Origin of the sequence: Cytobacillus sp. OWB-43 (genome assembly GCF_034651445.1) — a bacterium.
In the GTDB taxonomy this organism is placed as follows: domain Bacteria; phylum Bacillota; class Bacilli; order Bacillales; family Cytobacillaceae; genus Cytobacillus; species Cytobacillus kochii.
Genome location: NZ_JAYEFF010000003.1, coordinates 401,884 through 419,081, shown reverse-complemented (window position 1 = coordinate 419,081; position 17,198 = coordinate 401,884). Strand labels below are relative to the sequence as shown.

Genomic DNA, 17,198 nt, shown 5'->3' with positions numbered 1-17,198 from the left:
TGTTTACTAACAATAAAAAAGGTGAGCAAAAGGTTAGCTAGCAACCTTACTCACCCTCTTTTTTGTTAATCGATTAGAATCGAAAGAGTGGCGACCGAAACATTTTACGATAATGATCATTGTTTTGTTTTGGAATCAACTCAGAATAAACGTTGGTTAACCGGCTAGCAACATGATGAAATTGAAAATTAGATTCCACTAATTCTCTTGCATTTCGGGTAATGCTATTAATAGTATCCGGGTTCTTTAAATAGAAATTAATTCCTTTTGCAAATTCACTAGCTTGATCATACTTTTCAATTAAATAACCCGTTTCTTTATGAGAAACTATCTCTGCATTTCCTCCCCTATTTGTTGATATTATAGGGATACCAGCAGCAAAAGCTTCATAGTGAACCCGAGCTAAGGGTTCTTGCCATTGGGAAGAACAACAGAAAATATCACTCATTAAAAAGATGTTAGAAATTTCACTTGCAGGAATAAAATTTGTGAAAATAACTTTGTCACCTAACGGTTCGGCTAGTTTCTTCAAATAACGAATATAGTTATTTATTCCATCATCACTAAACCACTTTCCCCCAGCAATCACAAGTAAAGTATGAGGGTATCTTTTAGCAATAGCTTTAAAGGCGGATATTAGAAGATGAGGTCCTTTATTTTTAGTGAGTCTTCCAACAAATAATATGACCTTTTTATCTCCAATATTGTATTTTTGTCGATATTCTTCTCTAATTTGTTTTCCTTTCTCTGACCAGACTGGAGGATATTCTACTAGATCTACTCCTGAGTAAACTACTTTTGTTTTTGATTCTGCTTCTGGAAACCTCTCCACCACAGTTTGTTTTATATATTCACTAACTGTAACAATCCTTTCAACAGAGTTTACAATTTCCTTTCCATTCTCCAGTGATACCTTTTTTTCAGAAAGCATATCATTATGAAGTCCTAAAACAAACTGACTTGAAGGGGAAGCTTTTTTATAGAGAGGAATATTTAATGGACGGTTAAAAACATGAATAATGTCAAACCTTTTTTCAGTAAGTATTTTAGCAATATCAATTTCATAACTTTCAGATGGTAACCGAATGTATTGCACTTCGTTACGTACTTCATAATCAGGTAGAGATGGATCGGTGACAGAGAAAATAGTTAAGTTATTTTCTTTACTGAGAAAAGGAACTACACCGTCAATCATCATTTGAATTGCACCTCCCTTTATAGCAGGAGAAGGGAGTTTTTCTGTACAAATTAAAGCAAGCCTCATTACTCTTCCTCCTTATAAATAATCTTTAAATCATTTATTTCTCGGAGAAGCCCTTCTTTTAACGGCACAGCTGGCTTATATTGCAGAATCTTCAATGCCTTTGAAATATCTGCCCAAGTATGTCGCGGTTCCCCGCGCGGTTCTCCAATAAATTCCACGGTTGCTTTTTTCCCTGTTAAATCTTCTAATATTTCAATGACATCCAATATAGATTTCCGTTCTTTACCACCAATATTAATTGTCTCTCCAAGGGTATCCTCTGCATAAAGAGCAGCAAAAGTTCCTTCTACACAATCTTCTACAAACGTAAAATCACGTGTTTGTTTGCCATCACCGTATATTGGAATAGGTTTATTCGTTAAAATGCATTCGATAAATCGATGAAATGCCATGTCAGACCGTTGTCTAGGTCCATAAACAGTAAAGTATCGAAGAATAGTTATTGGAAGACCATCATTTTCACTGTATACCTTACATAAATACTCTCCTGTTAGCTTCGTTACACCATAAGGAGAAAGTGGTGAAAGTGGGCAATCTTCTGAAACCATACCAACCTTTTCTCCATATACAGAAGAGGTGGAGGCGTAAATAAACTTCTTTAAAGAGACATTCTTACAAGCCTCTAATAGCCGTTGGGTGACAAGAATATTATTTTCCTCATACAACTTGAAATTGTTACCCCAGCTTGAACGAACACCAGGCACAGCAGCTAAATGATATATCACATCATCTTTGGCAAGAATTTCACTCCAATCAATGCCTAGTAAATTCTTATTTATAAATTGAAAACGTGGATGAATCAACAGATTTTCTATATTTCTTAGTTTAATTGACTTCTTGGATGGGTCTATAAAACCATCAATGCCAATAACAACATTCTCTTCTTCTCTTAATAACCTCTCACATAAATGAGAACCGATAAACCCAGCGGCTCCTGTTACGATAATCCTCATTGTCTAGCCACCCCAATATATTGAAGTTGATGTTTTCTTACGACTTTAGGGTCAATGATATTCCGTCCATCCACTAAAATATTTCCCTTCATTAACTCATTTACCTTTTTCCAGTCTACGGTTTTAAACTGGTTCCATTCTGTTGCAATAATTAATGCATCTGCTCCTTTAATAGCTTCATACATATCATGATGAATGGTAATGGCAGGTTCAAAAGAATTGACAATAGGATCATAGGCGTGGACCTCTGTCCCTCTTTCCAATAATTTCTCAATTAATAATAATGACCTTGATTCACGTATATCATCTGTGTCGGGCTTAAAAGCTAAGCCCCAAACGGTTATTTTTTTCCCATCCAAGTTTGTTAATTGATTTGTTAATTTATCAATATACAAATCAATTTGAGAGTCATTCACATTTTGAACGGCCCTTAACATCTCAGGATTAACATTTCTCCGTTTGGCAGCGTATTCTAATGCCCGAATATCCTTTGGAAAACAAGACCCACCATAACCTAATCCTGCATTCAAAAAATAGGGACCAATTCTATTGTCTGTCCCTAGCGCTTTTGCAATATGCGTTACTTCCACATTATAGGCGTCGCAAATACGGGCGATTTCATTAATGAATGAGATTTTTGTTGCCAACAAGGCATTATTGGCATATTTAATCATCTCTGCTCCTGTTAATGAAGTAATAATATAAGGTGCTTGTAACTTCTCATAGAGAGTTTGAATTATTTTAATAGATTGAGGGCTTTTTCCACCCACAACAATTTTATCTGGGTTCATCATATCAAATACAGCATTTCCTTCTCTAAGAAACTCTGGATTGGATACAACGTCGAACATACGCGAGTCGATCCCTTTTTCTATTAATGTTTGATGAATCCATTCATTGGTACCTGGTAGTACCGTACTTTTAATAATGATTGTTTTATGAGAGGTTATCGTCTGTACCAAGGTGTCAATGACTTCGTTAATCGCAGTTAGATTTTGACTCCCATCTTCTTTTGTAGGAGTACCGACTGTGATGTAAAGAATTGGGCATTCTTTTATCACACGCTGGATATCCGTTGAAAAATGAAGAAGACCTCTTTTTTTATTTCGAACAATCAGTTCCTTTAATCCTGGTTCATAAATAGGGATTTCTCCCTCAATTAATTTTTCTATTATCAATTTATTCTTATCAACACAGTAAAGCTCATGACCTAAGTCTGCCAACACAGCACCAGTTGTTAAACCAACATACCCTGTACCAATGACACATATTTTCACCATTATCATCCTTACTTGCTCATGTTAAAAACATTCAATTTATCATTATCTTATTTAGCTTCAAACAAAACGTGAAAGTGGGAAAAATATTTAAGATGAAAATGGTAAAAAAACAAAAACTATATGGTTAAGTACCTTTTCTTATTGGACAAATTACCAAGTAAAATATATTAGATTAATATATAGAAAGTGAAGAGGAGAGGTTATGATGAAGACAGTAAAAAAAGCAATCATTCCTGCTGCAGGTTTCGGTACAAGAAATTTGCCAATAACAAAGGTGCTTCCAAAAGAAATGTTCCCGATCGCAGGTAAACCAGCCATACAATATATTATTGAAGAAGCCATTGAATCAGGAATTGAAGAAATCTTAATAGTGGTATCCCGTAATAAAAATATGATTTTAGATTATTTTGACCGATCTCTAGAATATGAAGCCTTTTTAGAAAAGACAGGAAAACAGCATTTATTGAATAAAATTGTCGGGCCCGCTATTTCTATTCAATATGTACGCCAACCCTTTGCAGATGGACTAGGTACAGCAATACTCTTAGGTAAAAGATTTGCAAGTAAAGATCCCTTTGCTGTTCTTCTTCCTGATGATATATTTCTACAAAGTGGCCAGCCCGCTTTACGAGAGCTTTTAGACGTATACGAAAATTATCAATCTACAGTAATAGCTCTGGAAAAATTGAATGAAAAGTTATTAAAAAACTACGGGGTAGTGAAAGCGATTGATTTGCAAGATAATACCTATGAAATTTCTGATATTGTAGAAAAGCCTCGCTCCACTCCCCCATCTAAGTTAGCCGTAAGTGGGAGATACATTTTTGAACCATCTATTTTTTCATATTTAGAAAAAGGAGGTAAAGGAGTTGGAGGTGAAGTTCAACTAACGGATGCAATCCAAAAATTATTAAAGTTAGAAAAGTGCTACGGTGTGGAAGTATCTGCAAAACGCTATGACATCGGTACGGATAAAGGATATTTAAACCTTATTCAAAAATTAATGAGCAATTCTAAAAAAGAGGATGAATAGTCCTTGTTTGAATTGCTCGAGTTATCCTGCAATTAAATGTCCCATCATACCTTATTGGTGTACTACAAAACGAATGAACTTAACAAAATATTTAGAGATTCCGCAGCCTGATCTCAACCTTGTTTTGTTTTGCAAACTAGTTCAACAATATACCTCTTATCTCAGACAGAGGATTTGTCCAGGGCTGCGTTCAAATCCTGCATAACACGACGAGACATGCTCGACTTTGACTCCATGGGAACTTTCATACCCTGTTTATTAACTACCTTTGCACACTAATATGACTCCCATCTAAAATACTGAGAGTCTAGGCATGAAATAATATTTTCCCTTTATTCCAGATCTTTAAGATGATCTCTAAGATACTGATTGCGATTTAAAATAAATTGCAGGATAAATTCTTGTTCTTTATCAAATAAATCGATAGCATCCTTTTTATATGGATCTAATGCTATATAGGGACGCAATAATTTATGAAGATTGATAATTCTTGGTTCAAATTCCGAAACTGAAAAGTAATTCTCTAATATCTCTTCTAGAAGAATGCGGTATTGAACACGAAATTCCTTTACATCAAGAAGTCTTGCCGTGAGTGTATTAAAACCTTCGATAGGAACTCGATTAAACTTCATAACCCCTCCATTCCAATCCCTTCCAAATGTTGCATCAAAATCCCATGGGATCATCTCATACAATCCTGATTCTCCATTTCGATAAAGGGCATAATTTTGAATGAAAGCATCGTAGTTTTGTGTGCAAATCACACCACACAGCCAAATTAAATATTTTTTGACATCCAAGTACTTTACTATTTCTTTGCCAAACTCATTACGTGGTATCGTATTGACTTTTATTATTAGCTTTTCTAAATCAGAATCGTCCTCAACATTCCCAATTTTACGCAAATACCCTGAAATTAATGAAGATTTAGGCTCACCTTTCGTGGTTAACAAAGAAAAATTAGTTTGATGATTCGTTGCGTAATAAATAGGCCCATATGAAAGTTGTCTTTTTTGTAAAAAGTAATCATCAACAGATTCAAGCTGTAAGTAAATTCCTGAGGACCTTCCATTTATCTCAATTAAAACATACCTGCAATCAGGTGAATTGATCCCAATCTTCTTAAAAAAATCAAAAGATAGCTTATTTCGAATGAAAGAAGGATCGCAATACTCTGCATTAATGTGAATTTCACGTCCAAGAAACTCCTCATTATATGTTCCAAAATCAATTTTGTAAGATTTTTTTCTTAATTTACGTGTATGATTTCCTCTATAACTAATACCGATATCAAATGAATGATTGTTTATAACTAATTGAGAAGGAATTAATTCATCATGCCAAATATTTTTTTCTAAAAATTCCATCAGTTCTGGTTGCATAGAAATACTTAATGTAGGTACAGTATTCGTCTGCATCTTATATCCTCGCCTCCCTCACTTTACCCATTATCATATGAAAAAAATAATGCAAATGATCATTAATTAATTGGAAGTTTAGAACCAATGAAAAATTTTTTCATAAAATAAACTACCTTAAATATTAAGGATTATAATGAAAGGTGGTTTTTATAGATGGGAAAAGAAGACGTAAAAAAGCTTCTAAATGAGGCAAAAGACGCTGGAAATGAGGAATTCCTAAGTAGAAACCCAGGATCAAAAGCTAATGATAACCGTTCTGGCTCTGGCTCTGGCTCTGGTTCTGGCTCTGGTTCTGGCTCTGGCTCTGGTTCTGGCTCTGGCTCTGGTTCTGGCTCTGGTTCTGGCTCTGGTTCTGGCTCTGGCTCTGGTTCTGGCTCTGGTTCTGGCTCTCGTATATGACCATTAGACATGTTTAATCATAATTACTCATGACATGCAGGTAAGAATTGCACAGTTTGATGAAGTATTAAAATTGTAATAAGTTAATATACGGTCGCTACACACTAAAAAAGCAAGAAGTTGATGTGGTCATTCTGACGTAGTTAAAACGCGATTAATCACATCAATTCCTTGCCAATCACTCTGTTATATCAAGGTTAATAAGACGACACATTCCACGTGTGCCGTTTGGGGAAACATGTCTACCGGCTGTATGCTTTTTACTTTATATTGACGGTGGAGAAAATCGATGTCTTTTGCCAGTGTAGATGGGTTACAAGACACGTAAACCAATTTTTTAGGTTTGACTTGTTGGATTGTTTTTAATAATGCTTGATCCAAACCTGTTCTTGGGGGATCGACAACGATAACATCTGGACGAAAGCCTTCTTTCACCCATTTAGGTAACCATTCTTCAGCCTTACCCGTTACATATTTAGCATGCTTCACTCCATGTTTAGCTGCATTTCTCTTTGCATCTGTGATTGATTCTTTTATAATATCCATTCCACGTATTTCTTTTGCTTGATCTGCCAACCATAATCCAATTGTTCCTACTCCGCAGTACGCATCAACAATCGTTTCTTTACCAGTTAGATTTGCTGCTTTTTTGACTTCATTATACAATTTGACGGTTTGCTCTGGATTGAGTTGAAAAAAAGTACGTGCAGATAATTCAAATTGGATATCCCCTAGCATTTCATATATAAACGTTTCACCCGCAAGTGGTATGGTTTCATCCCCAAAAATGAGAGATGTTTTTTGGCCATTGACATTTTGAATAATCGAACGTAAATTCGGAATCCGCTTGGTAGCTTCTTCTACTATTAGTGAAGACTTTGGAAGCTCTTTTTGTCTTGTAATGAGCACAACTTGCACTTCCCCAGTTTTCACACCCACTCTCGTCACAATTGTACGGATATCACCTTTGCGCGTGCGTTCATTATAAGCACTAATGTTTAAATCTTGAAGAATACGCTTCATCGTATTTGTAACAGATATTGTTTCTGGCTTCTGCACGATGCATTCATCAATATCAATAAGCTGATGTGAATTCATGCTATATAATCCTGCAATCACTTCACCTTGCTTCATCCCTACTTGAAATTGGCTTTTATTCCGGTATCTCCAAGGGTCCTCCATTCCGATTGTTTGTTTTATTTGAATGGTGCTTGGATCTATTTTGGTATGTCTCTCAAGTGATTGAATAACCATATCCCTTTTTTCTATTAACTGGCGATCATAGCGAAGATGTTGTAACTGACATCCGCCACACTCACCAAATAACGGACAAGGTGCCTCTACTCGGTAGGGAGAAGGTTTCCTAACTTTTTTTATCTTTGCTTCTGAAAATTTCGGTTGAACATTTGTGACTTCTACCACAACCTCTTCATCAGGCAGGGCACCAGGAACAAAGACCACTTTCTTTTTGAAATATCCGACACCCTCTCCGTTAATACCTAACCTTTTGATTGTTAAAGGAAACCGTTGCTTGAGTTTTAACTGAACGGCAGTTTCTTTTTTACGATTCGTTTGTTTATTCAAAAATAATCACTCCACAGTTATTCGATACTACGCCATAAATAATAGGTGGCATAGCTTAAATAAGGCGTCCAGTCTTTTGCATATAATTCCATTTGTTCGTAGGAAGGCTTCTGCTCTAATTGATAAAGCTTTTTTAACGCATTTTGCAAGCCAATATCTGCCATTGGATAAAGATTATCTCTCCCTAAACCAAACATCAAAAAATTCTGCACTGTCCATGGACCTACGCCTTTTAATTTAATCAGTTTATCATGAATTTCACGATCTGACAGTTCTTTTAGTTGCAATAAAGATAATTGCTTTTCTGATAACTCTTTAGCAATCCCAATAACATACTCTGCTTTCCTACCACTGAATTGTAATGCCCTTAAATCTTCAATTGTTACATTAGCTACTGTTTCAGGATCAGGATAAAACCAAGCACCATCTTTCTCATAACCAAACTTATGCACAAACCTCATTGTAAGCGTATAAGCAAATTTCATATTCAATTGTTGATGAACAATACATTTGAGGAGCGAACCAAATAAATCAAAATCTAACACAAAAGGTGTTCCATAATGAGCGAGAAAAACATGGCGCAAATCCGTTTTTAAAAAATGTTGATGAACATCTGCTAAGGGAATATTCCACCGAAAAATATCTGTTAATCTAACCAACGCTTCTTCTTTTGTTACTTCATTTAATCCTGTCATTAGAAATTTAGGTTTGTTCGTTGTACCCAAGCCTGTGATTGTAACGACGACGGATTCATTTTGTAACTTAAGGGGTACCTTTAACATTCTCTTGTCTCGATTCACCCAAATAAGCGGGTCACTTGATAAGCGACTTAAAACAGCATCAAAATTATAGGGTCCACCTATTTCTTTTATTATCTCCATTCACCGTTCATCCTTCACTGTTTTTTCTCGTATTATACTAAGGATCTTTTTATGAGCTTTTTCAACTGTCTTCTATCAAGACGAATATCTGTTCTTATTTATAATTATAACAAGAATTTTACAATGATTTAATGGGGATTTTTACTTCTTAATAAATGATGAATACTGCATCTATTATTTATGTTGCTTATAAATTTTGATGGAACTTTATTAGCATTGTTTTTCTCTTTTTCACGGCTCATAGATCCGGAGCGCTTTCTGTTTGCTTTGTTTCCCTCTTTTTCATGGCTTATAGATTCAAGATTCAAGAAGTTCACTATTTGCTTTGTTTTCCCCTTTTTCATGGCTTTTAAATCCAGGGCACTTTCTATTTGCTTTGTTTTCCTCTTTTTCATGGCTTATCCAGAGACTCGTTGTTTGCTCACCGTTTCCCTTTTCACCCTTATTAATCCCGTTGGCACTCTGTTTGCCATTTTTCTTTCTTTATAAATCAAAACACCTACAATGAAGTTCATTGTAGGTGGTGACTGTTAATATAAGTAAGAGCTATCCAAGGCTTGGCTCCACATGAGATCGTCTAACGATTTGAATTCATATCCTCGTTTTTTTAAATCCACAATTGCTTGTTGCAAAGCATCTGCATTATCTTTTGATACTGTGTGTAATAATAATATGCTTCCTGGATGAATCTGCCTCATAATGTTGTCATAGGAGTATTTCCAGCCTTTTTGTTGATCTGTTTTCCAATCAACAAAGGCTAGAGACCAAAAGATATGGGTATAGCCTAATTCATTTGCGTAAGCCAATCCTTGTTCGTTAAAAATACCACGAGGTGGTCTTAAATAGGACATATGTTTAACACCTGTTAACTTTTCTGTCTCAGCTCTCACTTTTTCTAATTCTTGTTTATATTTATCGCGACTGATCCTTGTCATATCTGGGTGAGTCCAAGAATGGTTGCCGATTATATGTCCGTCCCTTGCCATCCTTTTTACTAAATCTGGTGCCGTATGAATATAATGACCCGTAATAAAGAATGTCGCAGGTACTTTTTCTTTTTTAAGCACATCAAGAATTTTATCCGTATACCCATTTTCATACCCATTATCAAAAGTAAGATAAATTTCTTTTTTAGTCGGATCTCCCTTATAAACAGATTGATGCTTTGTTAGAAGATTATCAAGCATTTTTCCCGCTTCCGCCGGTGATTCATTCTGTGCTTTTTTAATTCCCCAATGGATAGGAGCATGGCTGAATTCACTTGCTGAGACAGGGATTGAACAGATAAACAGAAAGCTACTTACTAATATCATCAATTTTTTCATAGCGCTTCTCCTTCTTTTTTTCTTATTCTTTGCTAGCAACAATAAATTACGAGCGCTAAAAGTTTCCAAAATAATTATTCACATAAAAAAAGAGACACCACTATATGTTGGTGTCTCAAAAACAAATTAAAATACACGTTCTTTAAATTTCGCTAGCTTCTCTAACGAGGATTTGTCTACATCTCTATGAAGACTATTTCCGTGAGAATCCATTGTAACCACTGCTGTGAATCCTTCTACACGTAGGTGCCACATGGCTTCTGGAATACCGAAGTTCATTAAATCAACGCCTTCTACTTCTTTAATACAATCAGCATAATATTGCGCTGCTCCACCAATTGCATTTAAGTATACTCCACCATGATCTTCTAGCGCTTTTAATGTTTTCGGTCCCATACCGCCTTTTCCAATCACGGCGCGAATACCGAATTTCTTCATAATATCTCCTTGATATGGTTCTTCACGAATACTTGTAGTTGGACCTGCTGCTTTTACATGCCATTTTTCTTGATCATCTTTCATCATTACTGGTCCACAATGATATATTACTTGTCCATTTAAATCTACAGGGGCATCGTTCTCCATTAAATGATGATGGATCGCATCACGACCTGTATACATCCGACCATTGATTTGAACAACATCGCCAACTTTAAGTTTACGGATTTGTTCCTCTGTTATTGGAGCTTGAAGCGTAACAACTTTTGTTTCTTGTTCAGCTTCTGCTGTTGCAGCTGTTTCTTGCGCTGCTTCGTCAGCAAAATTAATTTTTTCACCATCTTGATAGTGCCATTCATTAATTTCACCTGTGTCAGGATTTACTTTTACCCCAAGTCTACGATATGCCCAGCAATTATAGGCTACAGATACGAAAAAGCTAGCAGGAATACGATTCATCACACCAACTTTACATCCTAATAAAGTCGTTTCTCCTCCGAATCCCATTGTCCCAATTCCAAGCTCGTTTGCATTTTTAAGAACATATTCCTCCAGTTTTCGTAAATCTTCATTTGGATTTACATCATCTACAGAACGGAACAGTTGTTCCTTTGCTAAATCATAACCAGATGAACGATCTCCGCCAATCCCTACACCTATAAACCCTGCACTACATCCCTGTCCTTGTGCTTGATAAACCGAATGCATTATACATTTACGTATACCATCTAAATCGCGTCCAGCTCTTCCTAAACCATCTAGTTCTGCAGGCAAACTATATTGTATATTTTTATTTTCACAACCGCCGCCTTTTAGAATTAAGCGAACGTCTATATATTCTTCTTCCCACTGATCAAATTTAATAACTGGTGTGCCACCACCTAAATTATCTCCACTATTAGCACCTGTTAAGGAATCAACAGAGTTAGGTCTCAATTTACTATCATTTGTTGCTTCTGCAATAGCATTCTTAATTGCTTCTTTAATCTTTAGTTGATTAACGCCAACTGGTGTTTTGATTTTAAATGTCGGTAATCCTGTATCTTGACAGATTGGCGATACGTTATCATCTGCCATAGAGATATTATTTGTAATTGTTGCCAGACTCATCGCTGATCTCGTACCAGCACTTTCTCTTTCTTTTGCTGCCTTAATTGCCCGACGAACATCCTTTGGTAAATTCGTCGAAGTTTCTACAATTAAGTCGTACATACTTTTTTGGAATTGCTCCATATTCATTTCTCAAAGTTCCCCTTTCCCTTTGCGACCGATCAATTTCTTTTGCGAAAAATTAGAATCATTATCGTATACCATTATATACTCATTCTTTAGTCAAGAAAAGACCAACTGTAGAAACAAAAAAATGGTGAAACCCAATTTTTTTCATAGGGTTTCACCACTTCTTTTTAATCTCTATGATTAAATTCCCTTACTTTAGATTCAAGATCATCGATCATTTCGATGAGACGATCAACATCCTCTAACTCCGTGTTTTCAGGTTCTATCGCATCTAATACGTCCATAAACATATGAAGACGTTGCTTTAAGAAAGCTACTTGATTGTCTTTATCAGTAATTGAATTGCCCACAGTATTCGCTCCTTTCTCTACACAACTTTAATCCTACATGAAATGCAATAGAGCTGCAATAAAGGTTTATTTTTCATTAAAGGTTGACAGAAGCTTACGTTAGATGAATAATGACTACAGATTTACTTAAAGGAGTTTTTTAAATGATATCTCAAACGTTACCAATTTCACCAAGTTATGACCCTTGGGAAGCTTATATGGATATCGATGATTATGGAAAATTAACCTTATCCAATATTGAATTTACAACTACGGTTTTATGCAATATGCGTTGTGAGCATTGTGCTGTTGGGTATACTCTGCAGCCAAAAGATCCTGATGGACTTCCTGTTGATTTATTAATCAAACGTTTAGAGGAAATCCCACAATTGCGTTCACTCTCTATAACGGGAGGCGAACCGATGCTATCGAAGAAATCAGTTAATAACTATGTGATTCCTCTTTTTAAGTATGCTCACGAACGAGGTATTCGAACACAAATTAATTCTAACCTCACATTAGATAGAGGTAAATATGATAGCATTATCCCTTATTTAGATGTTTTACATATTTCTCATAACTGGGGTACCGAAGAAGAATTTATTGAGGGTGGTTTTGCTATGATGGAAAGAAAACCATCCATAAAGCAAAGACAGGTACTCTTTGATCGTATGATCGAGAATAGTAAAGAACTCGTACAAGCTGGTGTAATGGTCTCTGCTGAAACAATGTTAAATAAAAGAACATTACCCTATTTAGAGAAAATCCATAAGCAAATAACCGAAGAAATGCATTGTCAACGTCATGAAGTTCATCCAATGTACCCTTCAGATTTTGCATCTACTCTCGAAACTTTATCATTAAAAGAAATGCGCCAAGCAATCCATCACCTCCTGGATATTCGAGACAAAGATACTTGGATGTTGTTTGGAACATTGCCGTTTTATCCATGCAGCAATAATGAAGAAGACTTAGCTTTATTACAACGTCTTCATAATGAACAGAATGTCACTGTCAGAAATGATCCTGATGGTCGTTCAAGACTAAATGTAAATATTTTTACAGGTGATGTAATTGTAACGGACTTTGGTGATACACCTCCTTTAGGGAATATACAGACAGATGGACTGCCATCTGTTTTCGATAAGTGGATGGAAACAAAGCTTGCTAAGTCTTTAAATTGCCATTGTAGTGAAGCAAGATGTTTAGGGCCAAATGTGTTAGTAAAAGACAGTTATTACCCTGAAATAGACTTCCAAACTAAAAAAGCAAATATCTCAGTTAAAAAATAGAAAAGTGCGCCAATATAAATGGCGCACTTTTCTATTTAACGTGGTCGTTCCGAAACAATAAAGCCAAATGAGACATGATCCTGTATTGGAATCCATGCGCCAATTCCTTGAGAAGTGATATTTTTCACTACTAAGGTTTTTTTGCTTCCTTTCAACATTATATAAACTTCACCATAAGTAACTTTCCCTTTTTCATTAATAGCAGGTGCGTATGCATATAGGTAGCCCAGACGGTTGATTGCAACATGATATTTATGATCTTTTTTCGTTCCTGCCCCTACAACCGTTTCAAAGGATAAGGGTAATCCACTTTTTTCTGTTGCCTTCAACAACATCATCTTTTTAACATCTTGCGCATGTGGAACCTTAGATGTAAGTCCACCTTTCACTACCTTTTGCATTTCTTGAACATAATTCATTTGATAGACCGCATCTCCCCCGCGATTATCAAAATAGTTCGTATTGATCTTTTGAAACTCCCAATTAGGTGATGTTTCTTGTGATTGATAATTGAGTGGCCATTGACCTAAATAAACAATCGCACGGTATCCGATGGCAAAAGGTGTACTATTTACTGTTGTTTCATTTAACATACGTATTAATTCAGGGTTATCTATTTTTACTCTTGATGTCTCCATTAATTCTTGTGTTAATTCACTCGGCTGTAATGTTGGTAAATCTTGAGCAGGGTTTGGATACGTATTGTCCTTTTCTACATTTAGAACAGAACTTGGTATCTCTATCGTCTCCCCCTTTGTTTCTATTTTTCCTTCAGCAGATATCGCTGATTGAAAGGATGTCACCCCAATGGTCATCAATACTAAAGCATATAGCCATTTCTTCATTTCTCTTACTCCTTTCAAACTTATATGCATTAGTTTTTTCGTATGATGTGAATATTATCCATAAAGGAAAATAAAAAAGTAACATTTTTGTAATGTTTTGAATATTTACAAAAGTCTTTATATATTTTATACTATTTATACACTCACTCGAAAGGAGGGCAGCTTCATTACGATTCGCTTTATTTATGAACAAACACCATAAAGGAGTGGTTAATGAATTCAAGCGAATGCACACTAGCAGTCCTCGATTAAATACTTAATGAGTTAAAAATAAAATTGCAAGCGCTTCCTTTTTATTCGAAATATTTCAAAACGACTCCCGGCTAACCTAGGAGTCGTTTTTTTATTATAGTAAATAAAATCCTATACCGATGATGAAATAAGCTGCTAGAAGGGTGCCACCCTCAAACCAATTAGACTCACCATCGTTGGAGATAACCACCATTAGAAAAACAGCTGATACCATCGTGATTAATTCTGGTACTGTAAATACGAGCGGCATCGCTACAGGGAAAAGTAACGAGATAAGGACAAGTATGGGCGCGACAAACATAGCTACTTGTAAAGTAGAACCAACGGCAATCTCTACGGCAATATCCATTTTATTTTTCGCAGCCATAATAATAGCGGAAGCATGTTCTGCGGCATTCCCTACAATTGCAACGATAATGACGCCGATAAACAATTCCGACCAACCAAATGTCTTCCCTACTTCCTCAAAGGTGTGAACAAGATTTTCAGAAATATAGGCTACAGCTAATGTAGCAAGAGCTAATACTAAAATGGATTTTCCTTTGCTCCATTCTGGTACTTCCTCCACTTTCTTCTTTCCGTCTTCATCTCCTTTATTATACACACCTCTATGTGTAACTAATTTAAAGAATAATGCGGCTAAGTATAAAGCCATCAGGATGATGCTAATTCCAATACTAAAGATCATCGTCTTTTCTTCATTCATTGACATTGAAAATATTTCAGGAATAACGAAAGCCACAATGACTGCAAAGATGAGTAAGCCCGCATTATGGCGTGCATCATGGATATTAAAGCTTTGCCTTTTAAACTTTATACCTCCAATAAAAAAGGAAAGACCGGCTACTAATAATAAGTTACCTAATACACTTCCTGTTAATGATGCTAAAACAACACCAATTAATCCCTCTTTTAATGCAAAAATCGCAATAATTAATTCAACCGCATTGCCGAATGTCGCATTTAACAATCCACCTATTCTAGGACCAGCAATAATACTCAAACTTTCTGTCGATCGTCCCATAAAACTAGCTAAGGCAATGATAGCAACACAATAAATAATGAACATCAATGTACTTGACCAATGTAGAAGACTTCCTATTACGGATAACGGTACGCCAATAAATACGAGTATAGCAAATACTTTATTCATCCCATCCTCCTCAAAAAAAATCGCTTTACTTTTCTTAAGATAAACATTTTTAAGGATTGTTATGAAAAGATTATGATTATTCTCTTGTCAATTTTATCTTTCACATATAATATCTATTGTGGTAGAAGATTTATTATTTTCATTTATTGAGGTTATTTTATGGACAAAAAACTAAGAGTAAGGTTTTGGATTTTAGTATTCATTGTTGCGATATCAGGTTTTAGTCAAGGAATGCTATTACCGCTCATCGCTATTATTTTTGAAGGTGATGGTGTATCTTCAAGTTTAAATGGCTTAAATGCAGCAGGTTTATATATTGGTATATTACTTATTTCACCTTTCATGGAATATCCCCTAAGAAAATATGGATATAAACCAGTCATTATTATCGGGGGACTTCTAGTAGCTACTTCCCTCTTATTATTTCCACTATGGAAGAGTTTTTGGTTTTGGTTTATTTTAAGGTTATTGATTGGAATCGGCGACCACGCCCTCCATTTTTCAACACAAACATGGATAACGTCATTTTCTCCTGAACGCAATCGAGGGAGAAATATTTCCATCTACGGATTATTCTTTGGGATTGGGTTTGCTGTTGGACCACTAATGACACCATTAGTTCATATAAGTGAATCTCTTCCATTTATTATTTCTTCCCTCTTTTGTTTTATTGCATGGGGGTTTGTGTTCTTTCTTGATAATGAGCAACCACAGCATACAATCGCTGTTCAATCACTAAAAGGGACTTTCCATCGTTTTTACGATGTATCTACTTATGCTTGGATTGCCTTTATCCCACCATTTAGTTACGGATTCTTAGAATCGTCAATAAATGGGAGCTTCCCTGTTTATGCTGTGCGCATGGGAATAGAAGTCTCATCAGTTTCGTTATTACTTACCTCATTTGCTGTCGGAGCGATTATTTTTCAGTTGCCTTTAGGGATGTTAAGTGACCGCTATGGACGAAGAAATATTTTAATGATTATTTTATTCTGTGGCTTTATTCTTTTCTCTTCTGCTGCGATATTTGAACAGAATGTCAACATTCTAATGTTGCTACTGTTTTTAGCAGGGATGGCTGTAGGAAGTACTTTTTCATTGGGAATTAGTTATATGACAGATTTAACTCCCACTCAGCTTTTACCTACCGGAAATCTTCTTTGTGGTGTTGCCTTTAGCTTAGGCAGTCTTATTGGACCCTACGCAGGCGGTTTATTTATTCAATATATACAATCACTAAGCTTTTTCGCCGTTATTAGTGGGATGATGCTCATCAATTTTACGATTATCGCTTATTTTGGTCGCCATAAGATGAGCAAGCAATTGTTTCACAGTTAAATTATGTTAAAAAACGTCTAATATAGAGAATAACCCTTTTCAAAAGTTACAATATAATGTAAAATTAAAGCAATTAAATATTATCAATTCGGCACTTTTTCTGCTGTCACCTATATGGTGGCAGCTTTCGTCGTTTTTAAGGGTAATGATGTTGATTATTCTTCTCAATGAG

Annotated in this window: 16 protein-coding genes; 4 read left to right on the top strand and 12 right to left on the bottom strand. The window is 35.6% G+C overall.

The genetic code is table 11. The features are described 5' to 3' along the window. Window positions 1-73: 73 nt before the first annotated feature. From U9M49_RS14765 to U9M49_RS14755, 3 genes are read right to left on the bottom strand one after another with little or no spacing between them, the layout of a single operon-like run. Window positions 74-1,264 (bottom strand): glycosyltransferase family 4 protein, encoded by a 1,191-nt coding sequence (locus U9M49_RS14765; protein ID WP_322910048.1) that lies wholly within the window; start codon window positions 1,262-1,264, stop codon window positions 74-76. After that, window positions 1,264-2,217 carry an NAD-dependent epimerase/dehydratase family protein gene (locus tag U9M49_RS14760; RefSeq protein WP_322910047.1) on the bottom strand — a complete coding sequence of 318 codons (954 nt, stop codon included), beginning with the start codon at window positions 2,215-2,217 and terminating at the stop codon, window positions 1,264-1,266. The genes U9M49_RS14765 and U9M49_RS14760 overlap by 1 nt, the downstream gene beginning before the upstream one ends. After that, on the bottom strand, window positions 2,214-3,494 hold the full coding sequence (locus tag U9M49_RS14755) for a UDP-glucose dehydrogenase family protein (protein ID WP_095370066.1): 1,281 nt from the start codon (window positions 3,492-3,494) through the stop codon (window positions 2,214-2,216). The genes U9M49_RS14760 and U9M49_RS14755 overlap by 4 nt, the downstream gene beginning before the upstream one ends. Before the next feature lie 208 nt (window positions 3,495-3,702). On the opposite strand from U9M49_RS14755, the gene U9M49_RS14750 reads away from it, so the two are divergent. Next, on the top strand, window positions 3,703-4,530 hold the full coding sequence (locus U9M49_RS14750; RefSeq protein WP_322910046.1) for a UTP--glucose-1-phosphate uridylyltransferase: 828 nt from the start codon (window positions 3,703-3,705) through the stop codon (window positions 4,528-4,530). A gap of 332 nt (window positions 4,531-4,862) precedes the next feature. Here the strand turns inward: U9M49_RS14750 and U9M49_RS14745 are convergent, their stop codons facing one another. Continuing rightward, window positions 4,863-5,948, bottom strand: coding sequence for a CotH kinase family protein (locus U9M49_RS14745; RefSeq protein WP_322910045.1), 1,086 nt, complete (start codon window positions 5,946-5,948; stop codon window positions 4,863-4,865). Between the two features lie 156 nt (window positions 5,949-6,104). Between U9M49_RS14745 and U9M49_RS14740 the strand changes: the two genes are divergently transcribed. Continuing rightward, window positions 6,105-6,350 (top strand): hypothetical protein, encoded by a 246-nt coding sequence (locus U9M49_RS14740; protein ID WP_322910044.1) that lies wholly within the window; start codon window positions 6,105-6,107, stop codon window positions 6,348-6,350. 186 nt (window positions 6,351-6,536) lie between these two features. On the opposite strand, the gene rlmD is transcribed toward U9M49_RS14740, so the two are convergent. The 6 genes from rlmD to U9M49_RS14710 form a co-directional block, all read right to left on the bottom strand. Beyond that, the gene (gene rlmD, locus U9M49_RS14735; protein ID WP_095370070.1) at window positions 6,537-7,934 is read right to left on the bottom strand and encodes a 23S rRNA (uracil(1939)-C(5))-methyltransferase RlmD; all 1,398 of its coding nucleotides are present in this window, start codon (window positions 7,932-7,934) and stop codon (window positions 6,537-6,539) included. 17 nt (window positions 7,935-7,951) lie between these two features. Beyond that, the gene (locus U9M49_RS14730; RefSeq protein ID WP_307318059.1) at window positions 7,952-8,815 is read right to left on the bottom strand and encodes a DNA-3-methyladenine glycosylase family protein; all 864 of its coding nucleotides are present in this window, start codon (window positions 8,813-8,815) and stop codon (window positions 7,952-7,954) included. A 128-nt stretch (window positions 8,816-8,943) separates the two neighbouring features. Beyond that, window positions 8,944-9,210, bottom strand: a complete 267-nt coding sequence (locus U9M49_RS14725) for a hypothetical protein (RefSeq protein ID WP_322910043.1) — start codon at window positions 9,208-9,210, stop codon at window positions 8,944-8,946. 135 nt (window positions 9,211-9,345) lie between these two features. Continuing rightward, a complete protein-coding gene (gene pdaA, locus U9M49_RS14720; RefSeq protein ID WP_095370072.1) occupies window positions 9,346-10,140 on the bottom strand; it encodes a delta-lactam-biosynthetic de-N-acetylase in 795 nt (264 codons plus the stop codon). A 126-nt stretch (window positions 10,141-10,266) separates the two neighbouring features. Continuing rightward, window positions 10,267-11,817 (bottom strand): fumarate hydratase, encoded by a 1,551-nt coding sequence (locus U9M49_RS14715; RefSeq protein ID WP_322910042.1) that lies wholly within the window; start codon window positions 11,815-11,817, stop codon window positions 10,267-10,269. Window positions 11,818-11,984: 167 nt separating this feature from the next. Beyond that, the gene (locus U9M49_RS14710) at window positions 11,985-12,167 is read right to left on the bottom strand and encodes an SE1561 family protein (RefSeq protein ID WP_095370074.1); all 183 of its coding nucleotides are present in this window, start codon (window positions 12,165-12,167) and stop codon (window positions 11,985-11,987) included. Between the two features lie 143 nt (window positions 12,168-12,310). Here U9M49_RS14710 and yfkAB point away from each other — a divergent pair, with 143 nt between their 5' ends. Then, window positions 12,311-13,438 (top strand): radical SAM/CxCxxxxC motif protein YfkAB, encoded by a 1,128-nt coding sequence (yfkAB, locus tag U9M49_RS14705; protein ID WP_307319343.1) that lies wholly within the window; start codon window positions 12,311-12,313, stop codon window positions 13,436-13,438. 35 nt (window positions 13,439-13,473) lie between these two features. On the opposite strand, the gene U9M49_RS14700 is transcribed toward yfkAB, so the two are convergent. Next, window positions 13,474-14,283, bottom strand: a complete 810-nt coding sequence (locus U9M49_RS14700; protein ID WP_307319345.1) for a YfkD famly protein — start codon at window positions 14,281-14,283, stop codon at window positions 13,474-13,476. Between the two features lie 346 nt (window positions 14,284-14,629). After that, window positions 14,630-15,688, bottom strand: a complete 1,059-nt coding sequence (gene cax, locus U9M49_RS14695; RefSeq protein ID WP_095370077.1) for a calcium/proton exchanger — start codon at window positions 15,686-15,688, stop codon at window positions 14,630-14,632. A 159-nt stretch (window positions 15,689-15,847) separates the two neighbouring features. Here cax and U9M49_RS14690 point away from each other — a divergent pair, with 159 nt between their 5' ends. Continuing rightward, complete coding sequence (locus tag U9M49_RS14690; RefSeq protein WP_095370078.1) at window positions 15,848-17,026, top strand: MFS transporter; 1,179 nt, start codon at window positions 15,848-15,850, stop codon at window positions 17,024-17,026. Window positions 17,027-17,198: the final 172 nt, after the last annotated feature.

Excerpts from the sequence above, each read along its gene's own strand:
- U9M49_RS14700 (WP_307319345.1), bottom strand. The coding sequence starts at position 14,283 with ATGAAGAAATGGCTATATGCTTTAGTATTGATGACCATTGGGGTGACA.
- U9M49_RS14740 (WP_322910044.1), top strand. The coding sequence starts at position 6,105 with ATGGGAAAAGAAGACGTAAAAAAGCTTCTAAATGAGGCAAAAGACGCT.
- U9M49_RS14730 (WP_307318059.1), bottom strand. The coding sequence starts at position 8,815 with ATGGAGATAATAAAAGAAATAGGTGGACCCTATAATTTTGATGCTGTT.
- U9M49_RS14715 (WP_322910042.1), bottom strand. The coding sequence starts at position 11,817 with ATGAATATGGAGCAATTCCAAAAAAGTATGTACGACTTAATTGTAGAA.
- U9M49_RS14745 (WP_322910045.1), bottom strand. The coding sequence starts at position 5,948 with ATGCAGACGAATACTGTACCTACATTAAGTATTTCTATGCAACCAGAA.
- yfkAB (WP_307319343.1), top strand. The coding sequence starts at position 12,311 with ATGATATCTCAAACGTTACCAATTTCACCAAGTTATGACCCTTGGGAA.
- U9M49_RS14690 (WP_095370078.1), top strand. The coding sequence starts at position 15,848 with ATGGACAAAAAACTAAGAGTAAGGTTTTGGATTTTAGTATTCATTGTT.
- U9M49_RS14750 (WP_322910046.1), top strand. The coding sequence starts at position 3,703 with ATGAAGACAGTAAAAAAAGCAATCATTCCTGCTGCAGGTTTCGGTACA.
- U9M49_RS14765 (WP_322910048.1), bottom strand. The coding sequence starts at position 1,264 with ATGAGGCTTGCTTTAATTTGTACAGAAAAACTCCCTTCTCCTGCTATA.
- pdaA (WP_095370072.1), bottom strand. The coding sequence starts at position 10,140 with ATGAAAAAATTGATGATATTAGTAAGTAGCTTTCTGTTTATCTGTTCA.
- U9M49_RS14760 (WP_322910047.1), bottom strand. The coding sequence starts at position 2,217 with ATGAGGATTATCGTAACAGGAGCCGCTGGGTTTATCGGTTCTCATTTA.
- cax (WP_095370077.1), bottom strand. The coding sequence starts at position 15,688 with ATGAATAAAGTATTTGCTATACTCGTATTTATTGGCGTACCGTTATCC.
- U9M49_RS14725 (WP_322910043.1), bottom strand. The coding sequence starts at position 9,210 with ATGAAAAAGAGGAAAACAAAGCAAATAGAAAGTGCCCTGGATTTAAAA.